Below are 16436 nucleotides of genomic sequence, written 5' to 3'. Positions count from 1 at the left end.
AATTAGGTTCCTCGTAAATGAACTAATCGACTGAGATAAATTTTCGCCACCCCACTATCATCATAGTCGATATAGTGATGCACGAGTAAACGAATCGGACGATATAGATTCTTTGTGTCTTGGCTACATGAAATATTAATTAAAGGGACAGCGTGTTTTAGACCTTGTGAACCATCTGAAACTAAAGTAAAATCCTGTTTGGGTTTCCCTTCCGACTGAGTTCCCAAAAGAATTTGCTCTTCGTAAATATAATCATCTTTTTTTGAAAGATGTCCATCTTCAATCGAACGTGCTTTCCAGTTTTGACCAACTTTCCACAGCATAACCTCAGCTTTTTTACCAAAGATTCGACATTGTTGGAGGGTGCAAAGACGCAATTGAGCTAATTTGGGAAATACATCGTCATCTCCTGATGTCACCAACTTGTTGTCATTACCTCTAAATTTACCCCAAATGACACCATCATCAGCGTGAGCTAATAAGTATTGTAATTGATACTCCTTTGCCTTAGCTTGTAACCAATTGCACAGAGAGGGATTATCAATAATATCTTGAGCATCTTCGATTGGTTTGCAATCAGGTTTATTCATTGCTTTTTACCTCGTCAACTAATTCATCAACAAATTTTTGTAATCTATGAGGATCGCTCACCTCTAGAGCTTGGCTTTCATCTTTTTGAGAGATCGTCCATTTTTCTTCACGCTTTAACTCATTTTCTCGCCCCCCTTGATACCAAGTCAATGTGGCATTTTTTCCCTTTAACCTCCCCCGTCCAATACTGCTTTCACCTCCCACAGGTAAATCGCTTGTCCACAAATCTTTCAGCAAAAGTAACAGTAATCCAATTTCATGCTTTTCAGGCTTCCGTAACTCTAGTTCAATAGTGACAATGGTTTCATCACCACCAAAGATAGGTTGTTCGTCAAATAATGCGCCGTGATATGCACCTCCTGTAAAACGATCGATCGCAATCCGATTTTGTACTAATTCATTTGCCTTTTCAATAACTTTCTCGTGAACGACTAAACGACTTGATTTGGCTTCCTTCTCTTCAACAAAACCAAATAAATCTTTCACAAGTGTTGAATTACCGCCCAATGTGTTAACAATACGCTCGGCTCGATGGCGCAATACTCCAGCTAAACTCGTACCGGATAATACTGGTACTGAGTCTGATTGATCTGGTCGATGAGATTTCAAGTGTACAACATCGGGAGCACGTCCAGTTGAATCTTGACCGGAACGGATGAGGAGAGAACCGAGTAATTTGAATTCGGCGTGGATGAGGAAGCGATCGCGCTTATCATTCTCATTCTCTAATGATACTCCCAGAGCTGTAGCAATTGATGAATAAGTTTCGCGATCGGCAAATAAACCTGTATGCCAATGTTCAAAATTTAACCAGGAAGTGCGATCGCTGGCATATTCTAAGTTAAAATTCCAAACCTGCCACTCTTTTACATGACAGCGACCAAAACCGCGCCGCTTTTTCATGCCAATGCCGGTTTCATACTGCTCTAAACCTCGTAAAGCCAATGCTAAATCATTAATTAATGCTTGCTGTTCTGTCTGAGCTTTATTTTTTTCTATGAGCAATTCAAAGGAAAGTGTAAATTCTGTTCCTGCCGCTAACAGTTCCAAGTCATATTTATGACCTGGTTTGGCTGTGCCAGTTGTGAGTTCAATTTCTACACCATCTCTTAATTCCACAGTCGGGATAGTGCTGCTGATAGAATCATTGATAATTAATGGACTTTGTTCGCCATCAGGATCGCGACGAGTACCACCAAATAAGCGAGTAGCCCGATCGCCCTTTTGTTCCTCTACACCATATCCGTGTTGGTACTCCCGCAAGTAGTTTCGCAAAGCACCTGCAATGGATGCACCAGTTAAAAGCGCACAGTCGCTCACGCTATCTCTGAGCAATGCGATATCTGTTGGACTCTCTGCGTCACCGCTTCCCAAGCAAGTCGGCGTATCTAAGATTAACGTACCCCGTACAATGATGCGTTTGGCGATCGGATGCTGATGGCGGTTGAGACGTTCTTGACTCATCAGTTTTTCTCCTTAGTTGCCTTCTTCGCTACCGCCATAATCAGCCGCAGCGTGTACTTTTCAGCTAGCTTATCTTGTCTAGCGCGATCGTCATCAAACCTGCGCTCAATATCAGAAATTTTCACTTTTATAGCATTAATCCAATCCGTCGGGTTGCTCAACCACTCATCTAGCTGTTGTCTGAATGATTTATCGCCAATTTTTGTGCGATCGAACTGACTCTTAGCATTCGATGGTAAATTGTTGAGCAGCGAGATAACTAAACTACAATCGCCATTGGGAAGTCCTTGTCGTGCAACAGATTGTAGTCGTGACAGTTGGCTGTTAGTGATGCCTTCATCCAAGCTTAAACGTCCAACCTCTTTTTGAAGATATTGTTCTAGCTTTTGTTCTAACAATCTTTGTGCCATCTGTTCAGCCAAAAGATGCGAACCTTCTTTTTTTAAGGGAGGCAAACTAGATGTATCCGATGATTTTGGTAAACTGGCTTGAAAATGTTCTTTTTTCTGACAATTGACAGCAATTCGACCAAAACCATCTTCTCTTCTCTCTCCAATTCCCTGAGCTTCAAGTTGTTGAATTTGTGATTCATTAATCTCAATACCTTCAAAAACGATCGCAGTTCCTGCTGCCAATGCTGGTACTTGAGGTAAAGGCAATCCCCATTTACGGTTAAATCCACCAATTAAAGTGCTACCTGCAAAAATATTGCTAGGTTCAGGTAATGAAATATTTAACACTTCCTCGACAGCTTGTTTAATTAACATTGGAGCGGCTACAGGCTGACCGCATTCATTCCTTAAAAGTGTATCACTGAAAAGTATAATGCTTAAATTTTCATCATTTTCACGATCTTCTGCTGGAATTCCAATTTCATCCCAACGATCGAGAATTTTTAAGTCGATAATCTTGGTATGTCCGTATCCGGCACTTTGAGAACCGCCTAACCAGATGTTTGGTTCGGTGACTAATAACATCTGAATTGCGATCGCGTCTCCATCTTCGCAGAGGATGACTGATTGAAATGTTTGTCCCGCATCTAAGGCATCGTAGCGGAAGAGTTCACCTTGATTGTCTGTAGAGCGTCCTTTTTTGCGATCGCGAAAATTATGAATATTAATCCGCCGCTTTTCTTTGTATAGTTTGAAAACTCCCCGTTCCTTTCTCCAGAAGTATTCACCAACAGACTTTGGAGTTTCTGGATAGTCTCCTCTCTCAATACTGAAATCATAGACAGTTATAGGCGAATCCTCCTTAAGTTCTTCATCCTTATCCTTGAACCAACATAAAGGCAGGGGAAGAGTGCGTTGCGGTTGCTTTTCGTAACTCAAAAGATAAGCATTTAAGTAGCGCGTACAGTTGGCATCGAAGAACAATCGCTTCACTTCTGCATTAGTTAAATCAAGTTCAGACAACTGATGCTGCCTCATGTAACGCCCAATCATTGCCCCGCGAATCATGCTACCAGGAACGTATGAATAGGAAACATCACTGTTGGGATCGCCTTGAAATGAAGTAGCAAGAACTGGTTGCTGAGTTTGTAATGTTAAAGTAATTGCTTTCATACAACTTTCTCCTTAATTTCTCTTCCAAAATGGTTTGCATAGTGATGGGTGATGTCATTACCGTCTGCATCATCATGTAACGTACATTGCACGTGACCGCGACCTCGATTTCTCCCGCTACCCAAGCGTCGGAGTGCCAACGCACCAACTGCTAAAAGCGATAGCATTTCATCACTTGGCATCTTCTCAAAAATTAAGTCAGCCGTGAAGGAAAAGTCGCGTAAAACTACACGAAATGAACGCAAACTCCCTTCATCCGATGTACCCGCTTGTGGGTCTATTGCAGTTTGACGACGGATAGTTGTTAGAGAGTAAAGTACATCTTTTTCTGTTAATCTTTTCTCTTGTTCCTTTTCTTGTTGAATCTGATGACCAACAGCTTGACGTAAATCCTCTGGCAAACAAGCATCACCTACATGAACTGTACCCATTGTCCCTATGGTACTGCCCAACGTACCAAACAGCTTGCAAGCAACTGTTTCCCAATCCTGTTTATGATTAGTCAACATTGCAATTAAATTATCGCCTTCTTCACTCAGCAATCCCTTGAGGGTGCGTCCCCGCAAGTATGGAAAACCAAAAGGATCGTGTTCGACTTCTTGGTCAATTAAACCTGCGACTCCATCTCCCCGTCCAAAAGTTGTATCACTCAGCAGTTTTATTTTCAGTCTGTAAATCGGCATCTGATTCTTCCCTCAGTGAGATATAAAAGTCCATCGCTTCAATGGCATCAAAGTAACCACAAACTCCATTTAGCCAACCTTTCTCGGCTAAATCTCTACTTTGACCGCTAAATTCTGGAAAAAGAGGTAATTGCTCATCTTTTATTCTGTAGTTTTTGAGAAACTTCTGAGTTGCTTCAATTCCTTGACGGAGTACATCTCGTAAGGCAATCACCTTATTTCGACGACCTTTCCAATCTTCATCTTCATTTAAGTGCTTGACTACTTTCGTGAAACCTTGCCAAGTACGCCAATCGCTATCGATTTCTTTTTTTAAACTGATAGGTCGCATTTCTAATGAGGCAGCTTTCTCGCAATCAGGAAATTTTACCCGATATTCGCGATCGCGAATTTCAGAAATTGACCCAATTAAGCCACTCGCTGCCAAATGCCAATCCAAAGCTGAGAAATCTTCTTTACCATATTCTTTCCTTTCATCTTTAACAAAGCTCTTAGCTTTTCGGCACAAGTCTTCGCTTAGTTGATAAGCTCTTGCAAAGGGATAGTGAGTTTTAACAACACAAATTCCAGCACAAGCCTTGATAGGCTGACCATCGGCAATGGGCTGGTTTTCAAGTGCTTTAAGATAAATTGCAGCCAATTCTAGCCCTAAGCGTCCATCACAAACAAAGGTGACATCATCACCACCATAAACGAGAGGACGGAATGGTAAGTAATTATCTCTTATTTCAAAATGTCCCTTTACCTTTCTCTTCCCATCTGTATCTCCATCAAGGGAATTAACCAGTACCTCTACCACTTTTTTTAGTGCATTGATTCCAGCTTGATTAACACTGTGGGAAAGTGTACGCATGGCGATAATGTAGTTGCGGTTAGACAGATTTTCGCCAAATTTTTGAAAGCGTTTACCCATACCATTACCATCAGCATGAATCACCGCAACATAGCTGGAATCTCCTTCTGAACGACCCATGTAGTCAGTTTTGAATGGAAATTCGTAAATTTCTGAAGTAGTGTTGAGTAATTCTTGTCGAAGTTGACGGTTTGCTAAACGAACAGCGTCCAGTTTTTTCTGGATTTCTCTAGAAATTAAGTAGGGTTCGTCATCTTCAAATTTTTCACTTTCACCTACAGCAATTAACTGAGTCGATCGACAAGTCGCTGTCACACCCAAACCTAGCAATGGTGCAGAAGGTATCCTGCTGCGTTTTTTTGCATCCAAGTCATTTTTCATCAAATTCTGAACCACATCATATAAAGATTGACTATCCCAATCAAACTCTTCATGAACAGCTACAAGATTAATTCCTGGTGCTTCTTCTAAGATTCGCTTGCTCAAAATTTGAGTAAATTCCACCGCATATTGCTTGTCAGAAAACAGCAAGATTGTATTGCCACCACCTGCATAAACTAATTCAGCAGCTAGTCCATCATCTTCAATACGTGGTTTGGCATCCGGTTGATGTTTTTCAGGATCTTTAGGATTGAAAGCGTAAACTTTTCGATTTATATCTTTGCGCGCGAAGGTATGTAAAGCTTCTCTAGCCCACTCATCTGTTGCCTGAGAAACTAGGTAAGATGCACCAATATTTTCGCGCAAGCGGTTACTACCGAAAATATAGGGTTGAATTCCCGTTGTGTCTAGTACAGTAACAGTAAAATTTTTCATTTTGCATCATTATCATTTTGTTGAATCCATTCTGCAATCCTGCTCGCTAAATCCATTAGATCGTCACGTCCAAACACGGCAATCTTTTTGTCATCGATGGAGACAGCTATCTCAGATCTCAGTGAATCTGGTTCATCAGTACAACAAATTAAAGCTACTCTCGCCTCGTCACCTCCCATTTGCCTTGCTCTAAGGTATGCTTCAAACAGCTTTCCTTTACATAATTTTCTATCGCTGGTTGTTGATACAGAAATAGCAAAAAGCTGATAACCACGGGTAAAAGCAACATCAAATTGAAATCCACCTTCAGTCCCTGGCAAAGGTATTTTAAAGTCAGTTCCGTAGTCTTTTATAGAGTTGCTATTAGCAATCTTAGTGAGTTGCTGCAAAACATAATGTTCCAACCACAAACCATCCAGGTATTTACAAAAATCTTGGATTGCCGGAAAACATCCTTGTTGCTGTACTGCTTGCAATGAGAGTTTATCATCCGGTGTAACTAAGTTTTCTTGTTTAAGGTATGTAATGATTTCTGGCGGTGCTTTTGCGAGAGATATCGATAATCCCGCTAAGTCAGACTTGCTTTTCCAATCACCCCACTTACCATTTCTCTTTTTACGAGCCTCTTCACAGAAAACACCGCAGTACCAATCAAACCAATGCTTCGATGTATTTTTATCTTTAAATACTTGGGCGAGTGCATCTGCTAATTTAGGTGATTGTGCGTCTTTTGTGGGGATCTTCTCTAACTTTAAGTCGTGAATTTGAAAAAGCTTATTCAGTTTTACTTCTAACAAATCTGGTTTAACTTTAAGAGGAATGCGAGGGAGAGATTCTCTATCTATGCACATCTCTAATCTACGCGGATCGAGATAGCTAAAAACAGTATCAGGAGACTTTTTGCTGAAAACAGTTCTGTAAGCGTGTACAGCCATCGCTTTCGTACCGCCAGTATAATTCAGCCCAATTTTTCCCTCTGTGATTTTGTCTAGTCTGGGGCGAATTGTCTCTTTAATGTGATGAGCATCGGATTCGTAATGCTGAAGTGACAACAGTTCAATTGTTTTCACACCTTCCTCACCCAAGATTTTTGCTAGACGCTTGGCTTGATTATATGTACCAGTTGTGTGCACAAGATAGAGCGTACCTCCCTGTTTCAACAAAAGATTCGCCGCCACATAATTAGGCAAAGGGTTCTCGCCAATCAGCAAAAACAGGTGGTCAACTTTGTACTTGTCGAACTCAGATGTACTCATAAAGCCTGTCTCTCCGTCTTGCTCAACTTGTACGCCAATTATTGCATACTATCGGAAACACCCCCTTCCGATCGCCCTTAAGCTATAAAAAACATAAATTCACCAAACCACCATGAGCGCAACCTTTCGCGATCCCCCCAACCCCAAAATTTTACAGCAGTTAGCCAACGGCTCGATCGACCAAATGCAAAATCTGACCCGCGCCATCAGGTTATGGGTTTTGTTAAGTTGGCTTTACAGCGACGAAGGATATAATGCCCTTGCTAATTCTTTTACCTATGCTGATTGGCGCGCAGCTTTCTTTGGCGAGAATTACAAAGATGAAAAGCAAGAAGATATTGCCAACTATCCAGAGCAAAATTGTGCTTGCAACAAAACAACGAAACAGTGGTTGATTAAAGAGGACGTGTCTGTAAACGAGTGGCGACACTCTTTACAAAAACAGATTGCAATTTCCGAACTCGATTTAGACGAGGTATTGGCAGAAAAGTTATTTGCTCAAGTTCGCAAATCTCTGCAAAATGATTTCGATTTGCTGGTGAGTCGGAATTGGCTGCAACGAGTCACTGATACTCCTGGCAGAAGTAAGAGTTATCGCCGAGTAGAAACAATACCGTCAATGTTCGATAGATCGAAAGACTCTAATACGGATAGCACTTTGAGTTTTAAAGCACAGATTTATCTGGATATGTTTAGTTTTCTCGATCCGAGTTTGCCTTTGTTGGCAGAACAAGTTTTAGCAGCAGGAGATGAAAATAATCATCGCGTTTTTTTGTATGTTGATTATTTAGTGCCAGAATCCAGTATCCTCGAAGATGCTGTAGATCAATTTCAGAGCGAATTGCAGGAAATTTGGGAGTCGGGCAACATCGCTCCTTTGCTATTAACTTATCGCAGCGCTCATCAAAATCAAATTAAGGAGTGCGTTGTTTATCCTGTTTGTATTTACTTTATGGATCGAGCTAAATATTTGTGTGCCTACGGCAGCACTCCCAGAGATGAAATTAATTGGTACAAATATCGGCTCGATCGCATTATTTCAAAACGTCTAGAATCCTTGGATTGGCAAGATGCTCGGGTTCCCCAATTACTCAAGGAAAAATATCAGGAAAATAACCTGCCAACTCCCAAAACAGTTAACGATATGTTAAAAGAAGCTTGGGGCTGCGATTTTTATAAAGAAACTGCGCTAATGGTATTGCGGTTCGATCGCACTTTTGCTCGCTCCTACCTTCAAGGAATCAGCATCCATAATACTTTTACCGCCATAGATATCGATCGCGCCGCCACATTAATCAAACAATATACTCCCAACCCAGAACAGCGAGAAGCACTTTTACAAATCCTCCAGTCTCGCCCAACCGACGATGCTTACTACCAAGTCACTTACCGAGAGACAGACTACTACCCGCTGAGGTGGTTGCGCGCTTTAGGTTCAGAAGTCGAAATTCTGCTACCTTGGGACTTGCGACAGAAAATGGCCGTAGAAATCCAAAAAACTCGGAACTTGTACCAATAGTCTTGTGCTCGATAATTATCAAAGCTATTGTGGAAAACTTGCTGATTTCTGTGGAAAAACCCCATTTTCCTGTGGAAAACTAGCACTAAATTAAGTGCGATCGCTCTAATTCCCTTGATAGCATTTAAAAAATTGGAGGAATTGCGATCGCAAAAACCGCCTTCCTCCTTCATCCCTCAACCTGCTGTTTGCTGGGGATACAGCCTACATTTTTCCTCCTTCCTGCTTCCTCTTTCCTTCTTCCTTTTCTTCAGAATCGTAGCTAATTTGGTCGGACTCGTAAGCTGGCGGCTCAACGTGAATTAAGATGCGTACAGGGCTGAAACGTTCTTCCAAACGGGCTTCTACTTCTTCTGTAATCCGGTGAGCTGTTTCTACATCGACAGCATCCACAATCATGTGCATATCAATAAATACTTGACGCCCTACAACGCCACGAGAGGCGATCGAGTGACAATTAACAACGCCGGGCACATCCATTGCGATCGCGTGAATAACCTCCGGTGCGATCGCCATTTCATCCACCAACCAAGGCAGATTTTCCCTTAAAACTTTCCAACCGCTGCTAAACACCAAAACAGCCACAGGAAAAGACAAAAACACGTCCAGGAATTGCAGTTGAGGTATGTTTAAAACCTCTCCTTGCCAAACACCAATCAACCCGCCGATGACCATAATTGTCACCCAAACATCGCTCATCGTGTGCTGAGCGTCAGCCACTAAAATCGCGCTACCAAGACGTTGGCCAACTGTGCGCTCATAAAAAGTGACAAAAATATTAATCCCCAGTACAATCAGCAAAATCCACAGTTCATTTGGGGATATTTTGACAACTTTACCCCCGTTAATCAGCCTTTCGACAGCGCCGCTGAGAATTTCAAAACAGGCAATTCCCAGAAAAACAGCAATTCCCAGAGCTCCGAGAGCGTCAAATTTCTGGTGTCCGTAGGGATGATCGCGATCGGGCTGCGGATTGGCATAATGATTAGTTACCAATCCTAAAATATTATTAGCGCTGTCCGTGACGCTGTGCAAAGCATCTGCCAACAAACTGAGGGAACCAGTCAGCCATCCCACGGCTGCTTTTATTGCCATCACCAGCAAATTTAGCAATAAAGTAATTATTAAAACCTTGCGGACTTCGGAACGGTTATCGGCAACCATAAAATCTCCTCGCTCAGCCGTCAAGTTTTCTGGTTTCTAGTTTAAAGCTTATCAAGTCATAACAGGTTAAAACTCTTGCGGAATCTAGCTTGCGACTGGATTTATATTCATTAATTTAGGCTAGCTTCTTGAGATAAGTTTTAATTAATACCAGTTTCACATCCCAATTTAGCTGGCAGGTACTTCTTTTAGGTTATTGTATATTTTATCATTAACAATTGTATGTTAAATTTCATTGCCCATGTCTCTTTCTCCGCTGACACTGAATTTAGTCGAAGGTTCTGTCTCCTTTAGCTTTTCCCCGCAAGCCGCCCGGGATTTGCAAAACGAAATTGCAGCTTTGATGGAAAGCTTGAAAGCTGTAGCCGCCAAAACCGCTGGCGCTAAAGCTTCTCCCCAAAAACCGATGGAATACCGGTATGCAGGAGATGTATTTTTGGAAGTTTTCTGCAACCCGAATATCTGGCCAACTCCTTTTGCTGCAAAAGTGCTGATTACGGTTCGGGACGATCGCGTGCGCGTGACCACCGAAGCCGAACTCAGCCGCCTGCGCGACGATCTCGCTCAGTATATCGAACAAGTCGGTTGAGATTCTCAACCTCGATCGTTTGTAGTTAATAGGTTGAATCTGAGTTCAGATACCATTCTCAAGAACAGGCTTTCCGGCCTGTTCTACAAACATTAAATTTTCTTGTGGGCCGTTGCTCCTAGCCCGCCCCTGAAAGGCTTATTGAAAGAGGATAACTATCTGCAGGCGACGCCGACCATTCCCACATTGAACCTGCATAATTCTTAGCACAAAATCCCACATTTGTCAACACTGAAGTCAACCATGCAGAGCGAATTCCACCGGAGCAATAACTCACAATTTGAGTTGACTGCAAAACTCCTTTTTGCTGCAAAATAGCGACAATTTCCCGGCGACTCAGCAGTTGTCCCTGTTTGTCCGTTAACTGTTTGTAGTAGAGGTGAACCGCCCCGATAATGTGACCGCCCCGCTTTTCTCCATAAGGTGTTTTACCTGCATATTCTCGCGGTTCTCTGGCGTCGATAACTACTAAATTCTCATCTCCTAAAATAGCTGTCAATTCATCCCGCTGAATTTCCCAATTCGAGCGGCGAGATACTACAAAATCTCCTGTTTTCGGTGGATTGTGTGCAGCTTTTACTCGATTAATTCCAGCTTTGATTAAAGCCCGATATCCTCCATCGACAAAAACTGCCTTTTCGTGTCCCAAAGTCCGCAACATCCAAACAATTCGCCCGTCTTCGCCCCACCCTTTCACAGAATCGGCAACCACTATCACAGGTTTGTCTTGATAAATACCAATTGCTTGCAGTTTTTGAGTTAAAACTGTGTTATTTTCAATAATTTTTCCCTTTTGGGGAAAGTCCGATCGCGAAAATTCCTGCCAAGTTACCGGAATAGCTGGTGGGAGACGGCAAAACCACTTTAAAATAGGTGCGCGAGCATCTAGTAATGTAGCTTCTTGTTCCAGCAATTTCTTAGCTAAATCTGCATTTACTATCCAGTTATTTGCTAAATTACCCAGTAAATTAGACATATTTTATGGAGCAACTTTTGCTGTATTAGCACCGCAGGCTAAAACCCCTTTGGTATTAGTTGGATTAGCTGGTTTAGTCTTGCCAGGAGCAACATTTAGACACAAGATTGTTTGGGTCTTGTTTCCCACCAAAAAGACTCCCCCCACAAAACTTTTGAGATTAGCTTGCTTCGATACTCCGTAGTTAAATACAGCACCTTTTTTCACCATGCCGATCGAGTAGCTGTAATTAGCTGCGTTAGGTTTAATTTGGAGACCCATATAAACCAATAGATTGGAAACAGAACTTGTAAAGCCTGCTTTTTCAGCATAGTAAACTTGCTGGGCTTTATTCATCGAACCCACAAAATTTTTCGCTTGCGATTCTTGAGGTTTAAGCGTTGGTGAGACTTGAGCTTCCGAGACTGGACTCAAAACAACTGGCAGAGTTAGAACTGCGAGTGCAACTTTGAGCTGCCAGTTGCGGCTGCTATAAATCCTGCTTAATTTCACAGGCAACAGGTGGAATGAGCGGTTGAGGAACATACAATCAAACTAATTGTTTTGCCTGAAACTGTTTCAATGCCCCAGGAGCAACCGTGCCGTGTTCTGTGATTATTCCCGATATTAACTCCGCCGGAGTTACGTCAAAAGCGGGATTGTAAAATTCGACTCCCACAGGACAAATTCGCGTAGTTCCAACTTGATACATTTCAACTGGATCGCGTTCTTCAATGGGGATTTTGCTGCCGTCGGAAAGTTCAAAATCAATTGTTGACAGAGGAGCGGCGACAAAAAACGGGACGTTGTGAGCTTTGGCAACAATTGCTAAACTGTAAGTGCCAATTTTATTAGCAGCGTCGCCGTTAGCAGCGATTCTGTCTGCACCGACAACTACTGCGTGAATCATGCCGAGTTTCATGCAGTGAGCGGCCATATTGTCTGCTATTAATGTCACGGGAATTCCTTCTTGGACGCATTCCCAAGTGGTCAGTTTTGCACCTTGGAGACGGGGCCGAGTTTCGTCTGCAAAAACTCTTCCGAGTCTTCCTTCTCGCCAAGCAGAACGAAATACACCTAAAGCAGTTCCGTAGCCGGCTGTTGCTAAGGCACCTGCATTGCAGTGAGTTAGTAAGTTTAGTTTTTCGGGTGTAGCTGGCAGAACTTCTAAACCTTTGTCGCCGATATCTTTACAAGTTTGCAAGTCTTCTGCTTGAATGGTTTTGGCCATTTCTAACAAAGTTTTTTGCACTTGTTCGACAGAACCGCTAGTTCTCTCGGCTGTTTTGAGCATTCGCGATATTGCCCAAAACAAATTAACCGCAGTGGGACGAGTCGATCGCAATAACTCGCCAACTTGTTCTAGTTTAGTTAAAAACTCGGTGCGATCGCCAGTTTCGATGTCTCGCGCCCCCAAATACATCCCGTAAGCTGCTGCTACCCCGATCGCCGGAGCACCTCGGACTATCATAGTTTTAATCGCCTCAGCCATATCTTCGCAGCGGCTAATTTCGACTACACCGTATTCTTTCGGCAATCGGTTTTGGTCAATTAGCAGAACTCTGTCTTCTATCCAAGTGACGGGGGAAACAGGGGAGTTTTGAGCGGTCATCTATTTCAATTATGTGAGAGACAAGTTTCTATAATGCCATGAAGGCGACTATTCCTCTATGTTATGAGGGACACGCTGAATTTGCCAAAATCCCAGCCCTGCGGTTTGAGGTTCGAGACTGGAGATTGGAGATTGAAGAATGGCTGAATACCTACCACTCTCTGGGTTTGGAACTTATACAGAGTTGGATTCTTTTTCACCAAAGTGTACTTAGTAAAAAACCGAACATTAAGTTGTGTAAATTATACTTACATTTTTTGAAAAATTTCCGTAATCGGGAACAAGCTAGGTGTACCTGGGGTCTGTTTTTTTTAAGTTGAGAATGAAAAAGTGCGATCGAGCAACTTTCCAGCTCCAACAGATTTACAAGAAGCACAAAAATAGATAATTGTAAAGCTTTGTCTGTACAACTTTTACTGAGTTGCAGGCGAGTTTTGTGGTAGCCGTATTTGTGGTGGATTGAAGTAGCGACTATCATCGCACGGAAACAACATTTTGAAAACCTACTTAGGTGCATGGGGCAACAGTAATTATGAAAAACCTACACATAGTCTTCGTAGATTCAGCAGTTGAAGATTGGCAAAGTCTGGCGGTCGGTGTTAAAGCGGGGATGGAGGTAATTTTAGTCGATCGCACGCGGGATGGCATCGAACAAATTGCCGAAGCATTGCAGAGCCGCAAAGGTATAGAAAGCGTTCACATTATTTCTCACGGGGAATCGGGAAGTTTGCAGCTAGGGCCAACTAGCCTAAATTCTGACAATTTAGAAACATATCGCGGCTGTTTGAAACGGTGGTTTTCGTCATCTGTCAACTCAGTTCAAAATCGATTTGAAATTCTGCTTTATGGTTGCAACATAGCAGCAGGTAAAAAAGGAGAAGCTTTTGTACAAAAGCTGAGCAAGTTAACAAAAGCTAATATTGCCGCTTCAGCAGATATTACGGGGAGTGCCAAAAAAGGCGGAAACTGGGTACTTGAATACGCGACAGGAGCGATTAAAACAGGATTGGCGATCGAGCCGGAGGTGATGGCAAATTACGCGCACACCTTGGCGATATTCACTGTTACTAATACCAACGATGCCGGGCCGGGTTCGCTGCGACAAGCGATTACGGATGCCAATGCAGCGGCCGCACCGCCGCACAATATTAACTTTGCCATTGGTACAGGCCCGCAGACGATCGCGCCCCTCTCGCTCTTGCCACCTATTACCGCTCCCGTAATCATCAACGCTACCTTGCAGGCTGGATTTGCAGGCATCCCACTTATCGAGCTATCTGGCAACAATACTGTTGGAAACGGTCTGATCTTTGCTGCTGGTAGCGGTGGCAGCACGGTGCGGGGATTAATCATCAATGGCTTCACCAACGCCGGCATCTCCGTTGAAAGCAATGGGAACACAGTATCTGGCAATTACATCGGTCTTGATGCCACCGGCACTCTGCCCAGGCCCAACGGCGTATTTGGCCTCGTTATTCAGTCCGGTGCGACCGGTAACATAATTGGCGGGCTTAACCCGGGCGATCGCAATGTCATTTCCGGCAATACTACTTTCGGTGTCATCATTGCTGGCGGGAGCAACTCTGTACAGGGCAACTTCATCGGCACTAATGCAGCGGGCACGGCTGCAGTAGCCAACATCGGTGCCGGAGTAGTTATCCAAGAGGCAGCTAACAATATAGTTGGGGGCAGCACGGCTGCTGCCCGCAATATTATTTCCGGTAACGGTACTGGGGCAGTCATTGCTGGCACGGCAGCCATCAACAACCAACTCCTAGGCAACTACATCGGCACAGATGTCAGCGGTAACAATGCAGTTGCAAATAGTGTGGGCGTAGCTCTCCAGGGAAGCGCAAACAATAATACGATTGGCGGTAGTGCAACAGGTGCTGGCAACGTCATTTCCGGTAATGCTAACAGCGGCATCAGCATTGTTGACAATAGCAGCAGCAACGCTGTCCAAGCCAATTTCATCGGCCTCAATGCCGCTGGAACAACCTTGAGCAACGGTGCTGGCGTCGTCATAGACAATGGGCTCAACAATACGATCGGTGGCAATACAGCAGCGGTTCGGAACATTATTTCTGGCAATGTTGGCAGTGGCATCAGCATCTCGGGTGTCGGTGCCACAGGGAACAGTGTGCGGGGCAATTTCATCGGCACCAATACCGCAGGTACGGCAGCCATCGCCAACGGCGGTTTTGGCGTTGCCATCACTGCGAATGCCACCAACAATACAATTGGCGGGGACTCGACGGCAGGCGAGCGCAACGTCATTTCTGGCAATAGCAGTAGCGGTGTCATCATTAATGCCGGAGCTACAGGTAACTTTGTGCGGGGAAACTTCATCGGCGTCGGAACCGACGGCACTACCGCAGTGGCGAATAACGCTCCTGGGGTATTGGTTGACTCTTCCAATAATGCGATCGGCGGCACAGCACCTGGCCTGGGGAATACAATAGCCAATAACGCTATAGCTGGGGTCACAGTTAATTCCGGCACCGGCAACAGCATCCAAAACAACTCGATATTCGCCAACGCCGGCCTAGGCATCGACCTCGGCAACAACGGCATCACCGCCAACGATGCGGGCGACGCAGACACTGGTGCAAACAACCTCCAAAACACCCCCGTACTCACCACCGCTACCGCCAGTGCTGGCAACGTCACCGTCGCGGGAACTTACAACAGCACCCCCAATACCAACTTCACGCTCCAATTTTTCGCCAACACTTCCCCCGGCACCCAAGGTCAAACCTTCATCGCTTCTGTCCCGGTAACTACTGATGCCACGGGCAACGCTGCTTTCAATCAAACTTTCCCAGCAGCAGTCACCGCAGGCCAATTAATCACCGCGACAGCAACCGACGCCGCCGGCAACACTTCTGAATTTTCCGCACAGCCTGTTCCCGTTGTCGTGCCGCTGAGTACCATCACCGGCATCAAATTCAACGACATTGACGGCAACGGCACTCAAGCTGCCGGAGAACTTGGCGTCGCCGGAGTGACTGTTTTCCTAGACACCAACGGTGACGGCATCCTCGGTGCCGGCGAAACTTCCACAACTACCGCCGCCAACGGCAGCTTCACTTTCCCCAACTTGCCTGCTGGTACTTACAGCGTCCGGGAAGTTGTACCGGCCAACAGCCAGCCAACAACTCCCAACCCAGTTGCAGTAACGCTGGCTGCGGGTCAAACTACTCCTGCTACAGTGAATTTCGGCAACCAAGCAATACCCGCTGTACTCGGCAGCATCACCGGCATCAAATTCAACGACACTGACGGCAACGGTACTCAAGCTGCCGGAGAACTTGGCGTCGCCGGAGTGACTGTTTTCCTAGACACCAACGGTGACGGCATCCTCGGTGC

Annotated in this window: 13 protein-coding genes; 3 read left to right on the top strand and 10 right to left on the bottom strand. The window is 44.3% G+C overall.

Features of this window, described 5'->3' with window-relative positions:
• Positions 1-2 precede the first annotated feature (2 nt).
• Genes csx19 through QUA99_RS11845 form a run of 6 tightly spaced genes read right to left on the bottom strand, consistent with a single transcriptional unit; the run spans position 3 to position 7228 of the window.
• Positions 3-590, bottom strand: coding sequence for a type III-D CRISPR-associated protein Csx19 (gene csx19, locus QUA99_RS11870; RefSeq protein ID WP_333235025.1), 588 nt, complete (start codon positions 588-590; stop codon positions 3-5).
• Positions 583-2055, bottom strand: a complete 1473-nt coding sequence (locus QUA99_RS11865) for an RAMP superfamily CRISPR-associated protein (protein ID WP_333235024.1) — start codon at positions 2053-2055, stop codon at positions 583-585. Before QUA99_RS11865 ends, csx19 begins: the two co-directional genes overlap by 8 nt.
• Positions 2055-3620, bottom strand: coding sequence for a CRISPR-associated protein Csx10 (locus QUA99_RS11860; protein ID WP_333235023.1), 1566 nt, complete (start codon positions 3618-3620; stop codon positions 2055-2057). Before QUA99_RS11860 ends, QUA99_RS11865 begins: the two co-directional genes overlap by 1 nt.
• Positions 3617-4303 (bottom strand): RAMP superfamily CRISPR-associated protein, encoded by a 687-nt coding sequence (locus tag QUA99_RS11855; protein ID WP_333235022.1) that lies wholly within the window; start codon positions 4301-4303, stop codon positions 3617-3619. The genes QUA99_RS11860 and QUA99_RS11855 overlap by 4 nt, the downstream gene beginning before the upstream one ends.
• Positions 4266-5972 (bottom strand): Cas10/Cmr2 second palm domain-containing protein, encoded by a 1707-nt coding sequence (locus QUA99_RS11850; RefSeq protein WP_333235021.1) that lies wholly within the window; start codon positions 5970-5972, stop codon positions 4266-4268. Before QUA99_RS11850 ends, QUA99_RS11855 begins: the two co-directional genes overlap by 38 nt.
• The gene (locus tag QUA99_RS11845; protein WP_333235020.1) at positions 5969-7228 is read right to left on the bottom strand and encodes a DUF1887 domain-containing protein; all 1260 of its coding nucleotides are present in this window, start codon (positions 7226-7228) and stop codon (positions 5969-5971) included. Before QUA99_RS11845 ends, QUA99_RS11850 begins: the two co-directional genes overlap by 4 nt.
• 112 nt (positions 7229-7340) lie before the next feature.
• Here QUA99_RS11845 and QUA99_RS11840 point away from each other — a divergent pair, with 112 nt between their 5' ends.
• Positions 7341-8747, top strand: coding sequence for a TIGR03985 family CRISPR-associated protein (locus QUA99_RS11840; protein ID WP_333235019.1), 1407 nt, complete (start codon positions 7341-7343; stop codon positions 8745-8747).
• 204 nt (positions 8748-8951) lie between these two features.
• Here QUA99_RS11840 and QUA99_RS11835 read toward each other — a convergent pair whose 3' ends face one another.
• The gene (locus QUA99_RS11835) at positions 8952-9911 is read right to left on the bottom strand and encodes a cation diffusion facilitator family transporter (protein ID WP_333235018.1); all 960 of its coding nucleotides are present in this window, start codon (positions 9909-9911) and stop codon (positions 8952-8954) included.
• A 241-nt stretch (positions 9912-10152) separates the two neighbouring features.
• Between QUA99_RS11835 and QUA99_RS11830 the strand changes: the two genes are divergently transcribed.
• On the top strand, positions 10153-10500 hold the full coding sequence (locus tag QUA99_RS11830; RefSeq protein ID WP_333189233.1) for a hypothetical protein: 348 nt from the start codon (positions 10153-10155) through the stop codon (positions 10498-10500).
• Positions 10501-10618: 118 nt separating this feature from the next.
• On the opposite strand, the gene QUA99_RS11825 is transcribed toward QUA99_RS11830, so the two are convergent.
• The 3 genes from QUA99_RS11825 to mtnA are packed head-to-tail and all read right to left on the bottom strand — an operon-like array spanning position 10619 to position 13067.
• On the bottom strand, positions 10619-11476 hold the full coding sequence (locus QUA99_RS11825; protein WP_333235017.1) for a rhodanese-like domain-containing protein: 858 nt from the start codon (positions 11474-11476) through the stop codon (positions 10619-10621).
• A gap of 3 nt (positions 11477-11479) precedes the next feature.
• A complete protein-coding gene (locus QUA99_RS11820; RefSeq protein ID WP_333235016.1) occupies positions 11480-12001 on the bottom strand; it encodes a type IV pilin-like G/H family protein in 522 nt (173 codons plus the stop codon).
• Positions 12002-12005: 4 nt separating this feature from the next.
• Positions 12006-13067, bottom strand: a complete 1062-nt coding sequence (gene mtnA, locus QUA99_RS11815) for an S-methyl-5-thioribose-1-phosphate isomerase (RefSeq protein ID WP_333235015.1) — start codon at positions 13065-13067, stop codon at positions 12006-12008.
• A gap of 532 nt (positions 13068-13599) precedes the next feature.
• Here mtnA and QUA99_RS11810 point away from each other — a divergent pair.
• Positions 13600-16436 (top strand): DUF4347 domain-containing protein (locus QUA99_RS11810; protein WP_333343395.1); only part of this gene is annotated, 2837 nt, incomplete at its 3' end.

This window comes from Microcoleus sp. F10-B2 (genome assembly GCF_036704965.1).
Classification (GTDB): Bacteria; Cyanobacteriota; Cyanobacteriia; order Cyanobacteriales; family Microcoleaceae; genus Microcoleus.
This window is presented reverse-complemented; position numbering and strand designations above follow the sequence as displayed.

What these genes read in the sequence shown, in the direction of transcription:
- QUA99_RS11835 (WP_333235018.1), bottom strand. Translation starts at nt 9,911, where the DNA reads ATGGTTGCCGATAACCGTTCCGAAGTCCGCAAGGTTTTAATAATTACT.
- QUA99_RS11840 (WP_333235019.1), top strand. Translation starts at nt 7,341, where the DNA reads ATGAGCGCAACCTTTCGCGATCCCCCCAACCCCAAAATTTTACAGCAG.
- mtnA (WP_333235015.1), bottom strand. Translation starts at nt 13,067, where the DNA reads ATGACCGCTCAAAACTCCCCTGTTTCCCCCGTCACTTGGATAGAAGAC.
- QUA99_RS11845 (WP_333235020.1), bottom strand. Translation starts at nt 7,228, where the DNA reads ATGAGTACATCTGAGTTCGACAAGTACAAAGTTGACCACCTGTTTTTG.
- QUA99_RS11855 (WP_333235022.1), bottom strand. Translation starts at nt 4,303, where the DNA reads ATGCCGATTTACAGACTGAAAATAAAACTGCTGAGTGATACAACTTTT.
- QUA99_RS11820 (WP_333235016.1), bottom strand. Translation starts at nt 12,001, where the DNA reads ATGTTCCTCAACCGCTCATTCCACCTGTTGCCTGTGAAATTAAGCAGG.
- QUA99_RS11860 (WP_333235023.1), bottom strand. Translation starts at nt 3,620, where the DNA reads ATGAAAGCAATTACTTTAACATTACAAACTCAGCAACCAGTTCTTGCT.
- QUA99_RS11825 (WP_333235017.1), bottom strand. Translation starts at nt 11,476, where the DNA reads ATGTCTAATTTACTGGGTAATTTAGCAAATAACTGGATAGTAAATGCA.
- QUA99_RS11850 (WP_333235021.1), bottom strand. Translation starts at nt 5,972, where the DNA reads ATGAAAAATTTTACTGTTACTGTACTAGACACAACGGGAATTCAACCC.
- QUA99_RS11865 (WP_333235024.1), bottom strand. Translation starts at nt 2,055, where the DNA reads ATGAGTCAAGAACGTCTCAACCGCCATCAGCATCCGATCGCCAAACGC.
- csx19 (WP_333235025.1), bottom strand. Translation starts at nt 590, where the DNA reads ATGAATAAACCTGATTGCAAACCAATCGAAGATGCTCAAGATATTATT.
- QUA99_RS11830 (WP_333189233.1), top strand. Translation starts at nt 10,153, where the DNA reads ATGTCTCTTTCTCCGCTGACACTGAATTTAGTCGAAGGTTCTGTCTCC.